The 21,991-nt window shown below is 72.0% G+C and carries 11 protein-coding genes, 1 tRNA gene and 2 rRNA genes; 2 read left to right on the top strand and 12 right to left on the bottom strand.

Annotated elements, in window-relative coordinates; all coding sequences use genetic code 11:
* Positions 1–30 precede the first annotated feature (30 nt).
* Positions 31–225, bottom strand: coding sequence for a DUF3046 domain-containing protein (locus ADY01_RS00070; RefSeq protein WP_049563760.1), 195 nt, complete (start codon positions 223–225; stop codon positions 31–33).
* A 102-nt stretch (positions 226–327) separates the two neighbouring features.
* Between ADY01_RS00070 and ADY01_RS00065 the strand changes: the two genes are divergently transcribed.
* Entirely contained in the window at positions 328–4,995 is a 4,668-nt protein-coding gene (locus ADY01_RS00065; RefSeq protein WP_049563759.1) for an ATP-dependent helicase, read from the top strand.
* A 33-nt stretch (positions 4,996–5,028) separates the two neighbouring features.
* On the opposite strand, the gene ADY01_RS00060 is transcribed toward ADY01_RS00065, so the two are convergent.
* The 8 genes from ADY01_RS00060 to ADY01_RS00025 all read right to left on the bottom strand — a co-directional run bounded on the left by ADY01_RS00060 (position 5,029) and on the right by ADY01_RS00025 (position 18,715).
* Positions 5,029–5,436: a helix-turn-helix domain-containing protein gene (locus ADY01_RS00060; protein ID WP_049563757.1), complete on the bottom strand. Its 408-nt coding sequence runs from the start codon at positions 5,434–5,436 to the stop codon at positions 5,029–5,031.
* Between the two features lie 95 nt (positions 5,437–5,531).
* Entirely contained in the window at positions 5,532–6,113 is a 582-nt protein-coding gene (locus tag ADY01_RS00055; RefSeq protein ID WP_234319962.1) for a CinA family protein, read from the bottom strand.
* Positions 6,110–6,763 carry a CDP-diacylglycerol--glycerol-3-phosphate 3-phosphatidyltransferase gene (gene pgsA, locus ADY01_RS00050; RefSeq protein ID WP_078899876.1) on the bottom strand — a complete coding sequence of 218 codons (654 nt, stop codon included), beginning with the start codon at positions 6,761–6,763 and terminating at the stop codon, positions 6,110–6,112. The genes ADY01_RS00055 and pgsA overlap by 4 nt, the downstream gene beginning before the upstream one ends.
* The gene (rimO, locus tag ADY01_RS00045) at positions 6,760–8,310 is read right to left on the bottom strand and encodes a 30S ribosomal protein S12 methylthiotransferase RimO (protein ID WP_049563755.1); all 1,551 of its coding nucleotides are present in this window, start codon (positions 8,308–8,310) and stop codon (positions 6,760–6,762) included. Before rimO ends, pgsA begins: the two co-directional genes overlap by 4 nt.
* A gap of 53 nt (positions 8,311–8,363) precedes the next feature.
* Entirely contained in the window at positions 8,364–9,182 is an 819-nt protein-coding gene (locus ADY01_RS00040; RefSeq protein WP_049563753.1) for a helix-turn-helix domain-containing protein, read from the bottom strand.
* 119 nt (positions 9,183–9,301) lie between these two features.
* The gene (locus tag ADY01_RS00035) at positions 9,302–12,031 is read right to left on the bottom strand and encodes a DNA translocase FtsK (RefSeq protein WP_199826128.1); all 2,730 of its coding nucleotides are present in this window, start codon (positions 12,029–12,031) and stop codon (positions 9,302–9,304) included.
* Positions 12,032–12,108: 77 nt separating this feature from the next.
* On the bottom strand, positions 12,109–12,789 hold the full coding sequence (locus ADY01_RS00030; RefSeq protein ID WP_049563749.1) for a response regulator: 681 nt from the start codon (positions 12,787–12,789) through the stop codon (positions 12,109–12,111).
* Between the two features lie 388 nt (positions 12,790–13,177).
* Positions 13,178–18,715: a HAMP domain-containing protein gene (locus ADY01_RS00025; RefSeq protein WP_049563746.1), complete on the bottom strand. Its 5,538-nt coding sequence runs from the start codon at positions 18,713–18,715 to the stop codon at positions 13,178–13,180.
* Positions 18,716–18,950: 235 nt separating this feature from the next.
* Here ADY01_RS00025 and ADY01_RS00020 point away from each other — a divergent pair, with 235 nt between their 5' ends.
* Positions 18,951–21,554 (top strand): SpoIIE family protein phosphatase, encoded by a 2,604-nt coding sequence (locus tag ADY01_RS00020; protein ID WP_049563736.1) that lies wholly within the window; start codon positions 18,951–18,953, stop codon positions 21,552–21,554.
* A 91-nt stretch (positions 21,555–21,645) separates the two neighbouring features.
* Here ADY01_RS00020 and ADY01_RS00015 read toward each other — a convergent pair.
* From ADY01_RS00015 to ADY01_RS00005, 3 genes are all read right to left on the bottom strand, one after another.
* Positions 21,646–21,718: transfer RNA gene (locus ADY01_RS00015), tRNA-Thr, on the bottom strand.
* Between the two features lie 6 nt (positions 21,719–21,724).
* Positions 21,725–21,841, bottom strand: a 5S ribosomal RNA gene (gene rrf, locus ADY01_RS00010).
* 49 nt (positions 21,842–21,890) lie between these two features.
* Positions 21,891–21,991, bottom strand: a 23S ribosomal RNA gene (locus ADY01_RS00005); the annotation flags it as partial.

Raw genomic sequence — 21,991 nt, 5'->3', positions numbered from 1 at the left:
GGGATCTCAGAAAAGCGCAGATCAGCCGCGTCACCGCAGGTGAGAGGGCACCTCGAAGGCCGTGCAGACCGCCCGCCAGACGTCCTTGGCGTCCCAGCCCGCGTCCAGTGCCTCACAGACCGTCCGCCCGCCGAGCTCGGACATCACATGGTCCCGGGCGAAGGAGTCCGCGTAGGGCGCACCGAAGTGCTCGTTCATCCGCTCCCAGAAGTCCGTCAACCGCATGTCCCCAGTATCCCGCCGCCCCGCCGCCCCTCGGCCCGCCACCCTTCGGCCCGCCACTCGCCGGCCCGCCCGCCTGTCAGTCGCGGGGTGCACGATGGTGGCATGGACCCACTCTCGGCACTCGACGCCTTCTCCCCGGCGACCCGGGCCTGGTTCTCGCGCGCCTTCCAGGCGCCCACGGCCGCGCAGGTCGGGGCCTGGCAGGCCATCGCCGAGGAGGCGGACGCGCTGGTCGTCGCGCCGACCGGGTCGGGCAAGACCCTCGCCGCCTTCCTCGCCTCGCTCGACCGGCTCGCCTCCGCGCCCCCGCCCGCCGAGGCGCACAAGCGGTGCCGGGTCCTGTATGTCTCGCCGCTGAAGGCCCTGGCCGTCGACGTCGAGCGGAATCTGCGCAGTCCCCTGACCGGCATCCGGCAGGAGTCGGTGCGCATGGGCCTGCCCGAGCCCGAGATCAGGGTCGGCATCCGCACCGGCGACACCCCCGCGGCCGAGCGCCGCTCCCTGGTCAGGCGCCCACCGGACATCCTGATCACCACCCCCGAGTCGCTCTTCCTCATGCTGACCTCCGCGGCCAGGGAGTCCCTGGCCGGGGTGGAGACGGTCATCGTGGACGAAGTGCACGCCGTGGCGGGCACCAAGCGCGGCGCCCACCTGGCCCTGACCCTGGAGCGGCTGGACGCCCTGCTGCCCCGGCCCGCCCGGCGCGTCGGGCTCTCGGCCACGGTGCGCCCGGTGGACGAGGTGGCGCGCTTCCTCTCCCCGCAGCGCAAGGCGAAGATCGTCCAGCCGCCCTCGGCCAAGGAGTTCCGGCTCTCCGTGGTGGTGCCGGTGGAGGACATGGGCGAGCTGGGGGGCTCCCCCGTGCCCGACGCCCCCGGCTCCGGCGAGGTGCCCTCGATCTGGCCCTCGGTGGAGGAGCGCATCGTCGACCTCGTGCAGGCCCACCGCTCCACGATCGTCTTCTCGAACTCCCGCCGGCTCGCCGAGCGCCTGTGCAACCGGATGAACGAGATCGCCCACGAGCGGGCCACCGGCGAGACGCTTCCCGAGGAGCACGCGCCCGCCGCGCTGATGGGCGGCTCCGGCGCGGCCAGGGGCGCGGCCCCCGTGCTGGCCCGCGCCCACCACGGCTCCGTCTCCAAGGAGCAGCGCGCCCTGATCGAGGAGGACCTCAAGGCCGGGCGGCTGCCCGCCGTGGTCGCCACCTCCAGCCTGGAGCTCGGCATCGACATGGGCTCCGTCGACCTCGTCGTCCAGGTCGAGTCGCCCCCCTCGGTGGCCTCCGGACTCCAGCGGGTCGGCCGCGCGGGACACCAGGTCGGGGCCGTCTCGGCCGGTGTGGTCTTCCCCAAGTACCGCGGAGACCTGGTGCAGTCGGCCGTGGTCACCGAGCGGATGCGGGCCGGGGCCATCGAGTCCCTGCGCGTCCCGGCGAACCCGCTGGACGTCCTGGCCCAGCAGCTCGTCGCGATGACCGCCATGGACACCTGGGACGTCGACGAGCTGCTGGCCCTGGTCAGGCGGGCCGCGCCTTTCGCCGCCCTGCCCGAGTCCGCGTACCACGCGGTGCTCGACATGCTGGCGGGGCGCTATCCGTCCGACGCCTTCGCCGAGTTGCGGCCCCGGCTGGTCTGGGACCGCGTCGCGCACACCCTCACCGGCCGCCCCGGCGCCCAGCGGCTCGCCGTCACCTCGGGCGGCACGATCCCCGACCGCGGCCTGTTCGGCGTCTTCCTCGCCGGGGCCGACCCGCAGAAGGGCGGGGGCCGGGTCGGCGAGCTGGACGAGGAGATGGTCTACGAGTCGCGCGTGGGCGACGTCTTCACGCTCGGCACCACGTCCTGGCGGATCGAGGACATCACCCGTGACCGCGTGCTGGTCACGCCCGCCCCCGGCGTCCCCGGGCGCCTGCCCTTCTGGAAGGGGGACCAGCTCGGTCGCCCGCTGGAGCTCGGCCGCGCGCTCGGCGCGTTCCTGCGCGAGATCGGCGGGCTGGACCCCGAGGCCGCCCGCGCCCGTCTGGCCACCGCGGGGCTCGACGCCTGGGCCGTGGACAATGTGCTGGCCTATCTGGACGAGCAGCGCCGGGCCTGCGGCCACGTTCCCGACGACCGCACGATCGTGGTGGAGCGGTTCCGCGACGAACTGGGCGACTGGCGCGTGGTGGTGCACTCGCCGTTCGGCGCCCAGGTGCACGCCCCCTGGGCGCTGGCCCTCGGCGCCCGGCTGACCGAACGCTTCGGGCTGGACGCCCAGGTGCTGCACGCCGACGACGGCATCGTGCTGCGGCTGCCCGACGCCGATCTGCTGGCCGCCGACTCCGGCTTCGACCCCGATGCCCTCGGCCCCGCGTCGGGGCCCGCGGACGCCGCCTTCGACGACGCCTCGGCCCCCGTCGGCGTCGGCGACGTGCTGTTCGACGCCGCCGAGGTCGACCAGCTGGTCACCGACCAGGTGGGCGGCTCCGCGCTGTTCGCCGCCCGCTTCCGCGAATGCGCCGCCAGGGCGCTGCTGTTGCCCCGGCGCGACCCGGGTCGCCGCACCCCGCTGTGGCAGCAGCGCCAGCGCGCCCACCAACTGCTGTCCGTCGCGGCCGAGTTCGGCTCCTTCCCTATCGTGCTCGAGGCCGTCCGCGAGTGCCTTCAGGACGTCTTCGACGTGCCCGGCCTGACCGAGTTGATGGGCGACATCGAGGCGCGGCGGGTCCGCCTGGTCGAGGTCACCACCCGCGAGCCCTCGCCGTTCGCCCGTTCCCTGCTGTTCGGCTATGTCGCGCAGTACCTCTACGAGGGCGACTCCCCTCTCGCCGAACGGCGCGCCGCCGCCCTCTCGTTGGACTCCCGGCTGCTCTCCGAGCTGCTGGGCCGCGCCGAGCTGCGCGAGCTGCTCGACCCCGGCGTGCTCGCCCAGCTGGAGCGCGAGCTCCGGTGGCTGACCGAGGAGCGCCGGGTCAAGGACGCCGAGGGCGTCGCCGACCTGCTGCGCGTCCTCGGCCCGGTCACCGACGAGGAGCTGGCCGAACGCGGCGCCCGTCCCGAGTGGGCCGCCGAGCTGGCCGGCGCCCGACGTGCGCTGCGGATCCGCCTCGCGGGCCGCGACCACTGGGCCGCCATCGAGGACGCCGGGCGACTGCGGGACGCCCTGGGCGCCGCGCTGCCCGTCGGCGTGCCCGAGGCGTTCACCGAGCCGGTCGGCGACCCGCTGGGCGACCTGCTCGCCCGGTACGCGCGCACCCACGGCCCGTTCACCTCGGCCCAGGCCGCAGCCCGCTTGGGCCTCGGCGCGGCCGTGGCCGACGGCGCCCTGCACCGGCTGGCCGCCGAAGGGCGCCTGGTGCAGGGGGAGTTCAGGCCCGGCGGCGTCGGCCACGAGTGGTGCGACCACACGGTCCTGCGCCGGCTGCGGCGGCGCTCGCTCGCCGCGCTGCGCGAGGAGCTGGAGCCGGTGCCGCCCACGGCGCTGGCCGCGTTCCTGCCCCAGTGGCAGCACGTGAGCGGCACGGGCCGCGGCGGTCTGCGCGGCATCGACGGCCTGGTGCGGGCGATCGAGCAGCTCCAGGGCACGCCCGTGCCCGCCTCCGCGCTGGAGCGGCTGGTCCTGCCCTCCCGCGTCTCCGGTTACGCGCCACCGCTGCTCGACGAGCTGACGGCCTCGGGAGAGGTGATCTGGGCCGGGGCCGGCGCCCTGCCCGGCAAGGACGGCTGGGTCGCCCTCTACCCCGCCGACACGGCTCCCCTGCTGCTGCCCCCACCGCACCCGCTGGAGCTCTCGCCGCTGCACCGGGCGGTGCTCGATACGCTGTCCGGCGGGTACGGGCTGTTCTTCCGGCAGATCGCCGAGCAGGTCAGGGCGGCCGGCCAGGACGTCCGGGACGCCGCGCTGACCGACGCCGTGTGGGAGCTGGCCTGGTCGGGCCGGCTGACCAACGACACCCTCGGCCCGCTGCGGGCCCTGCTCGGCTCGGGACGCACCGCCGGGTCCGTCGCCCACCGCGCCCGCCGCACCGCGCCGCGTGGCCGGTACGGCTCCCTGGCCATCGGCGGGGGCCGGGCGCCCGCCCCACGGAACGGGCCGCCCACCGTCGGGGGCCGCTGGTCCCTTCCCCCGGTGCCCGAGGCGGATCCCACGCTCCGCGCGCACGCCCTTGCCCGCACGCTGCTGGACCGGCACGGGGTCGTCACCCGCGGCGCGGTCACCGCCGAGGGCGTCACCGGCGGCTTCTCCGCGGCGTACCGGGTGCTGTCCGCGTTCGAGGACAGCGGCCAGGCCAGGCGCGGCTACGTGGTCGAGGGTCTGGGGGCGGCCCAGTTCGCCGTGGACGGTGCCGTGGACCGGCTGCGGGCGATCAGCACGGCCGCGGAGCGGGGCGCCGCCCCGGGAGGGACGCAGGCGCTGGTGCTGGCGGCGGCCGACCCGGCGAACGCGTTCGGCGCCGCCCTGCCGTGGCCCGAGCCACCGGCGGGGGCGACCCACAAGCCGGGGCGCAAGGCGGGCGCCCTGGTGGTGCTGGTGGAGGGAAGGCTCGCGCTCTATCTGGAGAGGGGCGGGAGGACCCTGCTGGCCTGGCCCGGTGAGGAGGCGGAGACCGCCGAGGACTCGCTGCGGGCCGCCGCGGAGGGACTGGCCAGGGTCGCACGTGACGGCGCCCTGGGCTCGCTCACTGTGGAGCGGGTCAATGGCTCCCCGGTCCTCGCCGATCCGGCCTGGACGGGACTCCTGGAGACCGCCGGCTTCCACGCGACGCCGCGCGGGCTGCGCCTGCGGCCGTGACGCCCGGGGCTCGACCCCGGGGACGCTGAGAGATCAGGCCGCGACGACGTCGACGGCTTCGCTCGATGCCTTGATGGTGACGTGCTCGTCGGGACGGTGAGTGACGGATGTCACCCGCACCGGATTGAGCATGGGACGCTCCCCCAGGCCCCGCCCGGAGGGAACCCCCAGGGACGGCACCGCGTCGCTCGCGGCGGACTGGGCCAGCTCGGCGAGGGCCAGCTCGTCGCTGACCTCCCTCAACAGCTCCGACATCCGCAGTTCCAGTGCGTCGCAGATGGCGGCAAGCAGCTCGGAAGAGGCTTCCTTCTGCCCGCGCTCCACCTCGGAGAGATATCCGAGAGAGACCCGGGCGGAGGATGACACCTCGCGCAGGGTGCGGCCCTGACGTTGGCGCTGCCGACGCAGCACGTCACCCAGCAGGCGACGGAGCAGGATCATCGGTGGCTCCCTCCTCGGACCGTTGGCCTCGCTTGCTTCATGCCCCACCGTACCGCCTCGGACTCCAACGGGGCGGGGAGCGATGTCTTGTTCACTCAGGGCTGCAAACATCCATCCTCTCCGTTCTGTTCCGTATCCTGCCCCGCCGCGGTGCCCTCACCACCCTGCTCCTCCCGGGCGACGATCAGCTCGTTCCGCAGCAGAGTCAGCGCCGCCCGCACGCTGCTGGCCCGGATCGCGGCCCTGTCTCCCCGCAGATTCAGCCGCTGCGCCACCACTCCCCCGGTTCTCGGCCCCGAAACGGCGACGTGCACGGTCCCCACCGGCTTCCCGTCCTGCGGCTCGGGTCCCGCGACGCCCGTGGTGGCCACCCCCCAGTCCGCGTCCAGCAGCTCCTGCACGCCCAGCGCCAGCTGCCTGGCGACCTCCGCGTCAACGGGCCCGCGCTCGGCCAGCACCGCGCCGTCCACGCCCAGCACGTCCCGTTTGGCCTCGGTGGCATACGCCGTGACCGAGCCGAGGAACGCCCGCGAGGCCCCGGGAATCCCGGTCAATGCCGCCGCGAGCAGGCCCCCGGTCAGCGACTCGGCGACCGCCACCGTCTGCCCGCGCCGCGCCAGCAGCCCCAGCACCTGGGCCGCGAGCGGTGGCTCGTCCGGACTCACGTTCCCGCTCACCGGCTGTCCCTTCCGCCGTCCGCCGTCCGATTCCTCGCCAGGCCGGCCCTGCGCAGCACGATCGCCTGCCTGACGTAGTCGAGACCGGTCGCCACGGTGAGCACCACCGCGACGGCCATCACCCACCACCGCAGCGTCGCCAGCGGCCCGGTGAGGGCCAGGATGTACATGCCGACGGCGATGCCCTGGGTGAGGGTCTTCGCCTTGCCGCCCCGGCTGGCGGGGATGACGCCGTGCCTGATCACCCAGAACCGCAGCAGCGTGATGCCGAGCTCTCTGACCAGGATGACCACGGTCACCCACCACGGCAGGTCGGAGAGGGCCGAGAGGCAGATCAGCGCCGCCCCCATGATCGCCTTGTCGGCGATGGGGTCGGCGATCTTGCCGAAGTCGGTCACCAGGTTCCTGCGGCGGGCCAGCTCCCCGTCGAACAGGTCGGTGATCATGGCGACGGTGAACGCGGCCCAGGCGACCGAGCGCCAGGCGGGGTCGTGGCCGTCCTCGGCGAACATGAGCAGCACGAAGCCGGGGACCAGCAGCAGGCGCACCATCGTCAGGATGTTGGCGATGTTCCACAGGCCGGCAGTGCCCGTGCGCCCGGGAGCCGCCCTCGGTCCCACCTCGTCGGCCGGGGCCGGCGTATCCGTCATCTTCCGTCCCCGCCGGGGCCGGGGGCGGGGACGGGCACGGCGATGAGGTCCACGCCCCGGGCGGCGACGATCTCCGTCTCGGCGAACTCCCCGACACCCGGCCGCGGACGGTCTCCTCCCGCGCCGGACGGCGGCGCGATGACCAGGATGTGCCCGTCCGTCTCGGGGGCCTGGTGCTCGCCGCGGCCGACCGCGATCACCTCGGCGCCCTCGAAGCCCTCCGCGGACTCCGCCGCCTCGCCGTCCCCGTCGCCCAGCGACTCGATCAGGACGCGCGAGCGCTCGCCGACGCGCTCCTCGGCGCGTTGCCCGATGAGCTCGTCGGCGAGTCTGGAGACGCGGTCCAGCCGCTCGGCGATCTCGTCCGGGTCGAGCTTGTCCTGGAGCGAGGCGGCCTCGGTGCCGTCCTCGTCCGAGTACCCGAAGACGCCGATGGCGTCGAGCCGGGCCTCGGTGAGGAAGGTTTCGAGCTCGGCGAGATCGTCCTCCGTCTCACCGGGGAAGCCGACGATGAAGTTGGACCTGACGCCGGCCTCCGGGGCCTTGGCGCGGATGGTGCCGAGCAGGTCGAGGAAGCGCCGGGTGTCGCCGAACCGCCGCATGGCGCGCAGGACTCGGGGCGCGGAGTGCTGGAAGGACAGGTCGAAGTACGGCGCGACCTTCTCGGTGCAGGTGAGCACGTCGATCAGGCCCGGCCGCATCTCGGCCGGCTGGAGGTAGCTGACGCGGATCCGCTCCAGCCCTTCCACGGCGGCCAGTTCGGGCAGGAGGGTCTCCAGCAGCCGGATGTCGCCGAGGTCCTTGCCGTAGGACGTGTTGTTCTCCGAGACCAGCATGATCTCCTTCACGCCCTCCCCGGCCAGCCAGCGGGCCTCGCCGAGCACGTCGGAGGGGCGTCGGGAGACGAACGAGCCGCGGAAGGAGGGGATGGCGCAGAAGGTGCAGCGCCGGTCGCAGCCCGAGGCCAGCTTCACCGAGGCGACCGGGCCCGTGCCGAGCCTGCGCCGCAGCGGGGCACGCGGCCCCGAGGCGGGGGCGACGCCGGCGGGCAGGTCGGCGATGGCGCCGTGCCCCGGCAGCGCGACGCCCGCGTCCTGCCGGTCCGCGGGGGAGATGGGCAGCAGCTTGCGCCGGTCACGCGGTATGTGCGGGGCGTGCGTGCCGCCGGACAGGATCGTCTGGAGGCGCGAGGAGATGTCGGCGTAGTCGTCGAAGCCGAGCACCGCGTCGGCCTCGGGCAGGGCGTCGGCGAGCTCCTTGCCGTATCGCTCGGCCATGCATCCCACGGCCACGACGGCCCGCGTGCGCCCGCTCGCGCCGTCGGCCGCCGCCGACTTGAGCTCGCCGGCCTCCAGCAGCGCGTCGACCGAGTCCTTCTTCGCCGCGTCCACGAATCCGCACGTGTTGACCACGGCGACCTCGGCGTCGGCGGCGTCCTCCACCAGGTCCCAGCCGTCCGCGGCGAGCCGCCCCGCCAGCTCTTCTGAATCCACCTCATTACGGGCGCAACCAAGGGTGACCAGGGCAACGGTGCGGCGTTCGGACATGGCCTCACCCTACTTCGTCCCAGGGCCGCCGCCTGCCCCGGGACGGACCGTGATCAGCCCTCGCTGGGGTCGCCGGGGGTGTAACTGAGGCGCTCCACCTGTCCCATTTCGAAGGCGGTCTCGATCTCGCTTCCGTTGACGTGGAGCGAGACGGCTCCCGCGTTCCCGATGATGAGGTCGATCTGTTCGTCGTCCGTGAACGTCTCGGAGGCGCCCTCCTCCAGAACCCCCTGGAAGATCAGGCCGCCGTTGCCGTCCTTGGCGGAGATCCAGCTGGAGCCGCCCTCCGCGGTCGCCCTGACCGTGACCTTGTCCGCCGCCGCCGCGGCCACCGCGCTCTCGGACGGCTCGGGGGTGTTGGTCTCCTCCGGCTCGGTGGTGTTCTCGGGAGGCTCGCTCTCCGTCTCGCCGGTCGGGCTCGGCGACTCGGAGCCCTCGGCGACCGCGCCGGGGTCCTCGCCCTCGCCACCACTGAAAAAGGTGAAGCCGACGAAGCCGATCACCACGACGATCGCGGCCACCATGGCGGCCGTCCAGTTCGGCCGGCGGGGCTCGGGACGGATCCGCTCCGCCTCGAACAGAGGTCCGGACGAGAGCAGGGGCGGGGCCGTGGCCTGTTGCTCGTTGAACAGTTCGATGAGCTCGGCGGCGTCCGCCCCCACCGCTCGGGCGAGCGTACGGATGTGGCCACGGGCGTAGACATCACCGCCGCAGCCGGAGAAGTCGTCCTGTTCGATGGACTGCACGATCGGAATGCGCACACGAGTGGACGAACTGACCTCGTCCACGGTCAGCTTTGCGTCGACGCGCGCCTGCTGGAGGATTCGACCGACGGAAGGCCGGTCCTTGGCTGAAGAGTTGCCGTTGGACACGGGGGCGCCTTTCGAGCGTGAGCCACGTGCTGTGTTTATAAGTCTAGGGGGGCTCCGAAAGGAACGAGCAACCGGGCCGACGGCTTTATACGCCATCGGGATGGTCGACCCCTGGGACTCTAGAGGTGAGTCTCCCCCCGGATCAGCGCGAGCACGCCATCGAGTTCGTCCGGCTTGACCAGCACGTCCCTGGCCTTGGATCCCTCGCTCGGCCCCACCACGCCGCGCGACTCCATCAGGTCCATCAGCCGCCCCGCCTTGGCGAAGCCCACCCGCAGCTTGCGCTGGAGCATGGACGTCGAACCGAACTGCGTCGAGACCACGAGCTCGGCAGCCTGGCACAGCAGGTCGAGGTCGTCCCCGATCTCCTCGTCGACCTCCTTCTTCCTGCCCGAGGAGACGGTCACGTCCTCGCGGAACACGGGCGCCATCTGGTCCTTGCAGTGCCTGACGATCCCGGCGACCTCGTCCTCGGTGACGAAGGCGCCCTGCATCCGCACGGGCTTGTTGGCCCCCATGGGCAGGAACAGGCCATCGCCCTTGCCGATCAGCTTCTCGGCGCCCTGCTGGTCGAGGATGACGCGGCTGTCCGCGAGCGACGAGGTGGCGAAGGCGAGGCGGGAGGGGACGTTCGCCTTGATCAGCCCGGTGACCACGTCCACGCTCGGCCGCTGGGTGGCCAGGACCAGATGGATGCCGGCGGCGCGCGCCAGCTGGGTGATCCGGACGATGGAGTCCTCCACGTCGCGCGGCGCGACCATCATGAGGTCGGCCAGCTCGTCGACGATCACCAGCAGGTACGGGTAGGGCGCCAGGTTCCGCTCGCTGCCGGCCGGAGCGGTGGCCTTGCCCGAGCGCACGGCGGCGTTGAAGTCGTCGATGTGCCGGTACCCGTACGCCGCGAGGTCGTCGTAGCGCAGGTCCATCTCGCGCACCACCCACTGGAGGGCCTCGGCGGCCCGCTTGGGATTGGTGATGATCGGGGTGATGAGGTGCGGGATGCCCTCGTAGGCGGTCAACTCGACGCGCTTGGGGTCGATCAGCACCAGCCGCACGTCCTCGGGCGTCGACCGCATCATCACCGAGGTGATCAGGCAGTTGACGCAGGAGGACTTGCCGGAGCCGGTGGCGCCCGCCACCAGCATGTGCGGCATGCGCGCCAGGTTGGCCGTGACATAGCCGCCCTCGACGTCCTTGCCGAGGCCCACGACCAGCGGGTGGTCCTCGCCCACCGCGTCCGCCAGCCGCAGCACGTCGCCGAGGTTGACCATCTCGCGGTCGCTGTTGGGGATCTCGATGCCGACCGCCGACTTCCCGGGGATCGGGCTGATGATCCTGACGTCCGGGCTGGCCACCGCGTAGGCGATGTTCTTGGTCAGCGCGGTGATCTTCTCGACCTTGACCGCCGGGCCCAGCTCGACCTCGTACCGCGTGACGGTCGGGCCGCGGGTGAAACCGGTGACCCGGGCGTCCACCCTGAACTCGGTGAACACCGTGGTCAACGACTCGACCACCGCGTCGTTGGCGGCGCTGCGGGCCCGGCCGGGACCACCCCGGACCAGCAGGTCGAGCGAGGGCAGGGAGTAGGTGATGTCCCCGGAGAGCTGCAACTGCTCGGCGCGCGGCGGGAGGGGGGCGAGGGGCTCGGGGGCGTTCTTCGTCAGGTCGGGAACGCTGCCGCCGCCCGGCCCGGCCTCCTCCGGTACGGCCGCCCGCTCGGGCTCCCCGTCCAGCTCCCCGTCGGCGGCCTTGCCCGCGCCGGCGGTCACCCGGCTGGTGAGGTCCGCGACCAGCGGCGATGGCTGCACGCCGTGCAGCACGGCCCCGTCCAGGGCGGCCGCGGCCGCCGCCGCCACGTCGATCGGGTCGGCGCGGCGCGTGCGACCGCGCCGTCCCGGAGCACCTCGGCCCTCCCCGCCGTCCTCGCCGCTGTCCTCGCCGCCGGCACGGCCGCCGCGCCGTGCCCTGCGGCGGCGCTCCAGGGCGGCGCGCTCCGCGAGGTCGGGGGACGGCGCCTGGTGCGGCCAGTCGGTGTCGTCGTGCTCCCGGTAGCGCTCCACCAGGATCTCGGTCTCGGTGCCGGGCCCACTCCCGTCCAGCAGGCCCAGCCTGGTCGCCCCCTGGCGCAGCCGCCGGGGGATGGTGTTGACGGGGGTGGCCGTGACGACCAGCAGCCCGAAGACGGTCAGCAGCGTCAGCAGCGCCACCGCCAGCGGCTCGCCGACGGCGAGGATCAGGGGCCGGGAGGCGGCCCAGCCCAGGTGCCCTCCGGTGTCCCGCAGCGCCTGCGCGCCCTCGCTGCGCCCCGGGGCGCCCGTGGCGATATGGACCAGGCCCAGCACGCCCACCAGCAGGGCGCTCAGCCCGATGACGATGCGGCCGTTGGCCTCCTGCTTCTCCGGGTGCCGGATCAGCCGCACGGCGATGAACCCGAGGACGAGGGGGGCGATCAGGTCCAGACGGCCGAGGGCGCCGGTGATCAGGATGGTGACCAGCTCGCCGACGGGCCCCTGGAGGTTCGACCAGGTGCCGGCGGCGGCGATCAGGGCGAGGCCGAGGAGCAGCAGCGCGAGGCCGTCCTTGCGGTGGGCCGGGTCGAGCCCCTTGGCACCCCGCCCTATGCCGCGGAACATCGCGCCCACCGGGTGCGCGATGCCCATCCAGAGCGCGCGGACGACGCGGAACGCCAGATTCTTCGCCGGGGCGGCCTTCTTCGCCGGGGCCGCCGGCTTCTTGGCCGCGGCTTTCTTCGCGGGCGCCCTTTTCGCTGGCGCCTTCTTGGCTCCCCCACCGCCGCCGCGCCCGGCTCGCGCGCCCTGGGAACCCTTGCCGGACGTACCTGAGGCCATGGAGGCGAGATTACCGGGCACGCGCGCCGGGGGCACGGACCGCATCCCGTCTTCCGCGCGCGGCCCGGCCGATCCGCCTATCCCGGCTGCGACTCCACGGACGTCCGCTCGGTCGCACCCGGCTGGAGCGCGTCAAGTGCCCGGCGCAGACCGGACAGTTTCCGCTCCAGGTGGGCCGCGGTCGACACGGCGGCGCCGCCGCCCGACTCCGACAGCTCCTTGGTGAGCACCTCGGCCTGCTCCTCGACCGCGGCCAGCCGTGCGGACAGCTCGGGCAGCAGCCCTCCGGCGGCCCTGTCGCTGTCGGCTCCCGGCTGCGCGCCGCCCTCCAGCTCGCGCCGCAACAGCAGAGCCTGCTCGCGCAGTTGCATGTTTTTCATGTGCAACTCGACGAAGACCGACACCTTGGCCCGCAGCACCCACGGGTCGAACGGCTTGGAGATGTAGTCGACCGCGCCCGCCGCATAGCCCCGGAACGTGTGGTGCGGGCCGTGATTGATCGCGGTCAGGAAGATGATGGGGATGTCGCGCGTCCGCTCGCGCCGTTTGATGTGAGCCGCCGTCTCGAAGCCGTCCATACCCGGCATCTGGACGTCGAGCAGGATGACCGCGAAATCTTCTGTGAGCAGCGCTTTGAGCGCTTCCTCCCCTGACGATGCCCGGACCAGCGTCTGATCCAGCGCCGAGAGAATCGCCTCAAGCGCCAGCAGATTCTCGGGTCGGTCATCGACCAGGAGGATCTTGGCCTTCTGCACCATGGCCCGTCCTCCTTGCCCCTGCGGCGCGGCGTGGCGCCGCCGTTGTGGACGGCACCCTCACGCCGTCCGGTCCTGTGCCGGACATGTTGACATCCTCTCCGGCACCATTGCCAGCGAGCCTGGTACGCCCCACGCCTGCGCGCAACGGCATTCGATGGGCCCTCTCGCCCTGTCGCGAGAGACCGGAGATCCTCCGGCCTTGCCCCCGCCACACCAGAAAACGTCCTGCCCGATCACCCAGCGATCAACAGCGCGAGGCGTCCGGTGATCAACGCATCGCGCTGCGTCACGATACCACGCACCCCGACTCCGGCGAACTCCGCTGCACACATTGCCAGAACGAGGCCACGACCTCGTAAGTTCCCCTCCGACGGGCCCAACGGGAAGGTCACACGCCCCCGTTCTCCATCCACTGCCCCATCACGGACAGCAGGTGATCGGTGTCCACCGGCTTGGTGACGTAGTCCGACGCGCCCGACTCGATGCTCTTCTCCCGGTCGCCCTTCATCGCCTTCGCCGTCAGCGCGATGATCGGCAGCCCGGCGAACTGCGGCATCCGCCGGATCGCGGCGGTCGTGGAGTACCCGTCCATCTCCGGCATCATGATGTCCATCAGCACCAGCGCCACGTCCTCGTTGGACTCCAGCACCTCGATGCCCTCGCGCCCGTTCTCCGCGTACAGCACCCGGAGCCCGTGCTGCTCGAGCACGCTGGTCAGCGCGAACACGTTGCGCACATCGTCGTCCACGATCAGCACCTTCCGGCCCCGGAAGTCCCGGAACGCCCTCCGGCGCTCCGCCTGGGACGCCTCCGACTCCGCCGCCGGCTCGGGCTCGCGCTCCTTCTCCCTGGCGTGGCCGTTCTCCATGAAGCGCTCCCGGTGCCGCTTGGTCAGCGACTCCGCCGCCCGCTCCGCCGCGATCGACGCCTCGCGGCTCTTGCGCGCCTGGCGCCCCTCGGCCGGTGCCTGCCCCGGCTCCGCGCCGCCCTCCGCCGCCGTCTCGACCACCGCGGGAGCGGGCGCCGCCTCGATGGCCGCCGGCCGCTGCCTGGCACCGGCCTCGACGCTCAGCGTCCCGCTGGCCAACTGCCCGTAGCCGGGCGGCGGCAGCTCCGTGGGCTGGAGCGGCAGGTAGAGCGTGAACGTGGACCCGCGGCCCGGCTCGCTGGCGGCGTGGATCTCCCCGCCCAGCAGCCGCGCGATCTCCCGGCTGATCGACAGGCCGAGCCCCGTGCCGCCGTACTTCCGGCTCGTCGTGCCGTCCGCCTGCTTGAACGCCTCGAAGATCACCCGCATCTTGCCCGCCGCGATGCCGATCCCGGTGTCCGAGACGGCGAACGCCACCAGCGGCGCGTCGGCGGACAGCACCGACCCGCTCTCCAGCATCTGCTCCCTGATCTCGACGGGCACCTCGCCCGCGGCCGGCCTGATCACCAGCTCCACCGAACCCGTGTCGGTGAACTTCACCGCGTTGGACAGCAGGTTCCGCAGGACCTGGAGGAGCCGCTGCTCGTCCGTGTGCAGGGTGGCGGGCAGCTCGGGCGAGACCCGAACCGAGAACTCCAGGTTCTTCTCGGCCGTGAGCGGCCGGAACGACGCCTCGATGTAGTCCACCAGCTGCACCAGCGCGATCCGCGCCGGGCTGACGTCCATCTTCCCGGCCTCGACCTTCGACAGGTCGAGGATGTCGTTGATCAGCTGGAGCAGGTCGGAGCCCGCGCCGTGGATCGTCTCGGCGAACTCCACCTGCTTCGGCGAGAGGTTGCCCTCCGCGTTGTCCGCGAGCAGCTTGGCGAGGATCAGCAGCGAGTTCAGCGGGGTCCGCAGCTCGTGCGACATGTTCGCCAGGAACTCCGACTTGTACCGCATGGAGACGGCGAGCTGCTCGGCCCGCTCCTGGAGCCCGCGCCTGGCCTCCTCGATCTCCGAGTTCTTCACCTCGATGTTGCGGTTGGTCTCGGCGAGCAGATCCGCCTTGTCCTTCAGCTCGGCGTTGGAGTCCTCCAGCGCCTTCCGCTGCCGCTCCAGCTCCGCCGTCTGGTCCTGGAGCTGGGTGGCCAGCTCCTGCGACTGCTTCAGCAGCATCTCCGTCCTGGTGTTCACGCTGATCGTGTTGACGCTGGTGGCGATCATCTCGGCCATCTGTGCCAGGAAGTCGCGCTCGATCTGCGTGAACGGCTTGAACGACGCCAGCTCCAGCACGCCGAGCACCCGGTCCTCGAAGAGCACCGGCAGGATGATCACCGTGACCGGCGGCGCCTCGCCGAGGCCCGACGAGATCCGCAGATACCCCTCGGGCGTCGGCCCGAACTGGAGGATGCGCCGCTCGCCGGCCGCCGTCCCGATCAGGCCCTCACCCGGCCGGAACGACAGCGCCTGCGTGTCCGGCGCGTACCCGTAGGCGGCGATCATGCGCAGCTCGTACGCGTCGCCCTCGCCGGCCCCGGCCACCAGGTTCTCGTCGCCGTCCACCGGCACCGACAGGTAGAACCCGCCGTGCTGCGCGGCCACCGCGGGGCACAGCTCGCTCATGATCAGCGTCGCAACGTCCTTCAGGTCGCGACGGCCCTGCATCAGCGCCGAGATCCGCGCCAGGTTCCCCTTGAGCCAGTCCTGCTCCTTGTTGACCTGGGTGGCGTCCCTGAGGTTCCTGATCATCGCGTTGACGCTCTCCTGGACCACCAGGATCTCGCCCGCCGCGTCGGTGCTGATGCTCACGTTGTGGTCGCCACGGGTCACGAACGTGGCCACCCGGGCGATGCCGCGGACCTGACCGGTCAGGTTGCCCGCCATCTCGTTCACCGAGTCGGTCAGGTCCTTCCACGTCCCCGCGACGCCCGGCACCCGCGCCTGCCCGCCCAGCTGGCCCTCGGTACCCACCTCGCGGGCCACCTTGGTCACCTGCTCGGCGAAGAGGGAGAGCTGGTCGACCATCGTGTTCAGGGTCTCCGTCAGCAGCTGGATCTCGCCGCGCGCCTCGATGTCGATCTTCTTCGTCAGGTCACCGCCCGCGATCGCCGTGGTGACCGTGGTGATGTTGCGGACCTGGAGGGTGAGGTTGGACGCCATCGAGTTGACCGACTCGGTCAGGTCCCGCCAGGTGCCCGAGACACCGGGGACGTTGGCCTGGCCGCCCAGCCGCCCATCCGTTCCCACCTCGCGCGCCACCCGCGTGACCTCGGCCGCGAACGACGACAGCGTGGTGACCATCCGGTTGACCGTGTCGGCGAGTTCGGCGACCTCGCCGCTGGCCTTCGCCGTGACCTTGCGGGACAGGTCGCCGTTGGCCACCGCCGTCGCCACCTCGGAAATGTTCCGCACCTGGGTGGTGAGGCTGCGGGCCATGAGGTTGACGTTGTCCGTCAGGTTCTTCCAGGTGCCGGAGACGCCGCGCACCTCCACCTGGCCGCCCAGGCGGCCCTCGGTGCCGACCTCCCTGGCCACGCGGGTCACCTCGTCGGCGAACGAGGACAGCTGGTCCACCATGGTGTTCACCGTGGTGACCAGCTCCAGGATCTCGCCCTTGGCGCCGACGGTGATCTTCTTGGTGAGGTCGCCCGAGGCCACCGCGGTGGTGACCTCCGAGATGTTCCGCACCTGCGAGGTCAGGTTGTTCGCCATCCCGTTGACGGACTGGGTGAGGTCCTTCCAGGTCCCCGCGACGCCCTCGACCTCGGCCTGGCCCCCGAGCCGCCCCTCCGTACCGACCTCGCGCGCCACCCGGGTCACCTGGTCCGCGAACGACAGCAGCTGGTCGACCATCGAGTTGAGCGTGTCCTTCAGCTCCAGGAACTCGCCGCGCGCCTCGACCGTGATCTTCTGCGAGAGGTCACCGCGCGCCACGGCCGTGGCGACCTGGGCGATGTTCCGCACCTGATCGGTCAGGTTCGACGCCATGTCGTTGACCGAGTCGGTCAGGTCGCGCCACACACCGGCGACGTCGGCCACCTGCGCCTGGCCGCCGAGCCGCCCCTCCGTGCCCACCTCGCGGGCCACGCGGGTCACCTGCTTCGCGAACGACGACAGCTGGTCCACCATCGTGTTCACGGTGTTCTTGAGCTCCAGGATCTCGCCCCTGGCGTTCACGTCGATCTTCTGCGACAGATCACCGCGCGCCACGGCGGTTGTCACCTGGGCGATGTTCCTCACCTGATCGGTGAGGTTGAACGCCATCTGGTTGACGGAATCGGTCAGCGCCTTCCAGGTGCCGCTGACGCCGTCCACGGACGCCTGGCCGCCGAGCCGCCCCTCGATACCCACCTCGGTCGCGACCCGGGTGACCTGGTCGGCGAAGGAGGAGAGCTGGTCGACCATCCTGTTGACGGTGTTCTTGAGTTCGAGCATCTCCCCGGAGACATTCGCGGTCACCTTCTGCGAGAGATCCCCGTTGGCCACCGCGGTCGTCACCTGCGCGATGTCACGCACCTGATCGGACAGATTGCGGAAAACCGTGTTCACCGAGTCGGTCAGATCCTTCCAGGCACCCGCCAGGCCCTTCACCGACGCCTGGCCGCCGAGCGCTCCCTCGTCCCCGATCTCCCGCGCGACGCGCGTGACCTCCGACTGGAAGGACGACAGCTGGTCGACGGTCCTGTTGACCGTGTTCTTCAACTCCAGCATCTCGCCGGACACATCCACGGTGACCTTCTTGGACAGGTCGCCGTTGGCCACGGCCCGCGTGACCTCGGAGATGTCCCGCACCTGGTCCGACAGGTTCCTGAAGGCGGTGTTGACCGAGTCGGTCAGCGCCTTCCACACCCCGGCCACGCCCTGCACCCGCGCCTGCCCGCCCAGGGTGCCGTCGGTGCCGATCTCGACGGCCGTCCTGGTCACCTCGTCGGCGAACGAGGACAGCCGCTCCGTCATGGCGTTGAGCGTGTCCGCCAGTCCCGCGACCTCGCCGCGCGCCGTGACCGTGATCTTCTGCGACAGGTCGCCGTTGGCCACGGCTCGCGTGACCTCGGAGATCTCGCGCACCTGCCGGGTCAGGTTGCCCGCCATCAGGTTGACGGAGTCGGTGAGGTCCTTCCAAGCGCCGCTGACGCCCTGCACGCGCGCCTGGCCGCCCAGCACGCCGTCGGTGCCCACCTCGCGGGCGACCCTGGTCACCTCGGACTGGAACGAGGAGAGCTGGCGCACCATGGTGTTCACGGTGTTCTTCAGCTCCAGCATCTCGCCCGCGACATGCACGGTGACCTGCCGCGACAGATCGCCGTCCGCCACCGCCTTGGTGACCGTCGAGATGTCGCGGACCTGCGCGGTCAGCCGGGCGGCCATCGTGTTGACCGAGTCGGTCAGGTCCTTCCAGGAGCCCGAGACCCCCGGCACCTTGGCCTGGCCGCCGAGCTTGCCCTCGGTGCCGACCTCGCTCGCCACCCGCGTGACCTCGACGGTGAACTCCGAGAGCTGGTCCACCATCCTGTTGACCGTGCGGCCCACCCGCAGGAACTCCCCGCGCAGCGGGCGGCTCGCGCCGTTCTCCGCCTGGGCCCGCAGATCCATCCGCTGCCCCAGGTCGCCGTCCGCGACCGCGGTCAGCACCCGGCCCACGTCCGCGACCGGGCGCACCAGGTCGTCCACCAGCTCGTTCGCGTCGTCAACGGCCTTGGCCCAGGCGCCCTGCGACAGCCCCGTCTCGACCCGCTCGGTGAGCTTGCCCTCACGTCCGACGACGCGGCGCACGCGCGCCAGCTCGCCGGTGAGGTGCAGATTGCGGTCCGCGACCTCGTTGTAGAGCGCCGCGATCTCCGCCATGGGACCGTCGCCGACCACGGTCAGGCGCTTCCTGAGGTTGCCGTCCCGCATCGCCTCCAGCGCGGAGAGCAGCCGGTTCAGGGCGACGGCGTCGACTTCGACGGTACCGCCGCTCCGCGACCTCTTCGTTCGCGCGGCCGTGCCGGCACGCGCAGCTGCTCCGTCAGACACCACTGTGTCCCTCCCGCAGGGTCGACCGTTCCGCCCGGACTTTCACATGGGGCCCTTCCAGTGTTTCACTCCCAACAGACCGGGCGATAACAGTTCGGCAGCATCGCATACCACTGATTCTCCGGGGAGGGGGAAATCATCGGATGCGCCGTCCGCCGCGGCGGGCGACGTCAGTAATCTGGCTACTGGCTGCCGATGAGGCGCCGGACTGACGACAGACCTTTGGGGGAGTGACGTGATCACCGCGCGAGCTGCGGCCACCTTCGAGCCGGTCGGACGCTCGGTCGCGACCGCGCGGGGCTTCGTGCGGGACACCCTCCAGGGCTGGGGCCTCACCGACCTGATCGAGGACGCCGTCGTTCTCACCAGCGAACTGGTGACCAACGCGGTGGTGCACGCCGGCACGTCCGCGGAGGTCCGCTGCCTGCGCGACGCGGAGGGGGTCCGCGTCGAGGTCGCCGACCGCCACCCGGAGCGCGAGCTGCCGCTCGCCGAGATCTCCCGCGGCCGGCTGGACCTCAGCAGCGAGGGCGGACGCGGCCTGCTGCTCTGCGCGGCCCTCGCCACCCGCTGGGGCGTCGACTACACCACCACCGACAAGCGCGTCTGGTTCCGCCTTGAGCAGCAGGTGCTCCCCATCGGCACCCGATCCGCGGGGCCCGTGCTGCCGGACGAGGCGCTGCCGGTCAGCGACACCCGCGCCCGGGTGGCCGTGGTCCAGGTCGACCGCGCCGACAGCATCACGGTGTGGAACGAGGACGCCCGGGAGCTGTTCGGATACGCGGCGGAGCAGGTCGTCGGCAAGCCCCTGTCCGATCTCGCGGCCTGGCCGCAGACCCCGGGCACCGGCACCGGCATCGCCGAGGCCCTGGCCCTCTCCCGCTGGGAGGGCAGCTACGGCCTGCGCGACTCCGACGGCAGAACGATCCCGGTCTACGCCTGCCACCTGCGCGTCCGCGACGCCCACGGGGAGCCGTCGACGGTCTGCCTCATCGTGCGCGACCAGGAGCGGGCCATCCTCCAGAGCCCCTCGCGCCTGCCGGGCCACGGAGGCGGCGCCGACGGCCTGGACCGGACCGGCGACCCGCTGGACGCGCTGATCGGCTCCCCTCCCCCGGACGACCTGGACGGGCTGCTCCAGCGCACCGTGGAACGCGCCCGCGACATGCTCGACGGCGACGCCGCGTTCCTGCTGCTCGCCACGGACGACGAGACCGAGCTCGAGGTGCGGGCCACCACCGGACTGCCCTCGGCGCGCCAGCGCTTCGCCCGCGTCCCGGTCGAGACCGGCAGCGGGCGCTACGGCTCCGCCCGCATGCCCTCGGTGCACGAGGACCTGGCCATCGCGCCCGGCGCCGTTCCGCTGCTCTCGGGCACCGGCATGCACGCGGTGGTGACCGTGCCGCTGAAGGTCGAGGGCCGGCTGACGGGCTCGCTCGGCGTCGCCTCCGAGACCCCGGGCCGCTACAGCAACGAGGAGGCGCTGCGCCTCCAGTTCGCCGCCGACCGGATCGCCCTCGCCGTCGAATCCGCCCGTCTCACGGAGCTGGAGCGGCTGCGCCGTGGCTCCCTGGCGTTCCTCGTCGAGGCGTCGGAACTGCTCGCGGGCACCCTCGACCGGAACCAGACGCTCGCGCTGATGGCGCAGATGACCGTCCCGACGCTGGCCACCTGGTGCGCCGTCTACACGATCCACGAGTTCGGCTCCGAGCCGGTTCTCTCGTACGTCCTGCACGAGGACGAGGACCGCATCGACGGCATCAAGGCACTCCTCGAACGCGTGGCCCCGCCGGATCCGGACATCACCCTGGGCGTCCGCCTCTGGACCGCGCCGGCGGACGCCGCGCACAACACGGCCCTGCGCAGCTCGCTGCGGAGCCTGGCCCTGGGCGAGCACTCGTCGCGGGTGCCGGGCACCAGCCTGACGACCGCCTCGGCGGTCGGTGGCGAAACGGTCGTTCTGCCGCTCATCGCGCGCAACCGCGTCATCGGCCTGCTGGCGCTCGGCAAGCCCTCGGAGGAGCGGTTCCGCCAGGACATCCTGGAGCTGGCCGAGGACCTGTCCCGCCGGGCCGCGCTCGCCCTGGACAACGCGCGCCTCTACAGCGAGCGCACCGCCATCAGCCAGTCGTTGCAGCGCAGCCTGCTGCCGCCTGAACTGCCGGAGATCGACGGCGTGGACGTCGAGGTCATCTACCGGGCCGCGGGCGAGGGCAACGAGGTCGGCGGGGACTTCTACGACGTCTTCCCGATCCGCGAGGGCGCGTACGGGTTCGCCATCGGCGACGTCTGCGGAACGGGCCCGCTGGCCGCGGCCGTCACCGGACTCGCGCGGCACGCCCTCCGGTTGCTGGCCCGCGAGGGCCTGGGCGGCCCGGCGGTCCTGGAGCGGCTGAACGCGGCGATCCTGGAGGAGGGCCCGCGCTCCCGCTTCCTCACGCTGCTGTACGGCGAGTTGTGGCCGCAGCCGGAGGGCGGCGCGCTGCTGAAGATGGTGTGCGCGGGACATCCGCTGCCGCTGCGTCTCACCCAGGACGGAACGGTGGCGCCGGCCGCGAGTCCTCAGCCGCTCCTCGGGGTGATGGACGATCTGGAGCTGTACGAGCAGAGCACCATGCTCGACCCGGGGGACGTCCTGCTGTGCGTCACCGACGGCGTGACGGAACGCCGCGAGGGCACGCGCATGTTGGGGGACGACGGCCTGGCCGATGTGCTGAGCTCGTGCACGGGCCTGAACGCGGGCGCCGTCGCCGCGCGGGTGCTGCGGGCCGTGGAGCGCTTCGCGGCTGACGCCCCGTCGGACGACATGGCCATTCTGACGCTGCGTATCCCCGAATAACTCCGGCCGGCGCCGGCCGCGGGTCGGCGCGTGCGTGCGGACGCGGACAGCGAAAAAGGCCCCCGCCGAAAAGCGAGAGCCTTGATTTCCGAGCCCCAAAACGGAATCGAACCGTTGACCTTCTCCTTACCATGGAGACGCTCTGCCGACTGAGCTATTGGGGCAGTATTGTCCGGCGGTGTCCTACTCTCCCACACGGTCCCCCATGCAGTACCATCGGCGCAGGGAGGCTTAGCTTCCGGGTTCGGAATGTAACCGGGCGTTTCCCTCCCGCCATGACCACCGGAACAAATCCGGTGTTCATCGATCGAGAATTCACAGTGGACGCGAGCATCTGCGGACAAGCCCTCGGCCTATTAGTACCGGTCAACTCCACCTGTCACCAGGCTTCCATCTCCGGCCTATCAACCCTGTCGTCTACAGGGAGCCTTACCCCA

This window comes from Streptomyces sp. SBT349, assembly GCF_001083795.1.
GTDB lineage: Bacteria > Actinomycetota > Actinomycetes > Streptomycetales > Streptomycetaceae > Streptomyces.
This window is presented reverse-complemented; position numbering and strand designations above follow the sequence as displayed.

Coding starts and splice junctions, on each gene's coding strand:
- ADY01_RS00070 (WP_049563760.1), bottom strand. CDS start 225: ATGCGGTTGACGGACTTCTGGGAGCGGATGAACGAGCACTTCGGTGCG.
- ADY01_RS00065 (WP_049563759.1), top strand. CDS start 328: ATGGACCCACTCTCGGCACTCGACGCCTTCTCCCCGGCGACCCGGGCC.
- ADY01_RS00060 (WP_049563757.1), bottom strand. CDS start 5,436: ATGATCCTGCTCCGTCGCCTGCTGGGTGACGTGCTGCGTCGGCAGCGC.
- pgsA (WP_078899876.1), bottom strand. CDS start 6,763: ATGACGGATACGCCGGCCCCGGCCGACGAGGTGGGACCGAGGGCGGCT.
- rimO (WP_049563755.1), bottom strand. CDS start 8,310: ATGTCCGAACGCCGCACCGTTGCCCTGGTCACCCTTGGTTGCGCCCGT.
- ADY01_RS00035 (WP_199826128.1), bottom strand. CDS start 12,031: ATGGCCTCAGGTACGTCCGGCAAGGGTTCCCAGGGCGCGCGAGCCGGG.
- ADY01_RS00030 (WP_049563749.1), bottom strand. CDS start 12,789: ATGGTGCAGAAGGCCAAGATCCTCCTGGTCGATGACCGACCCGAGAAT.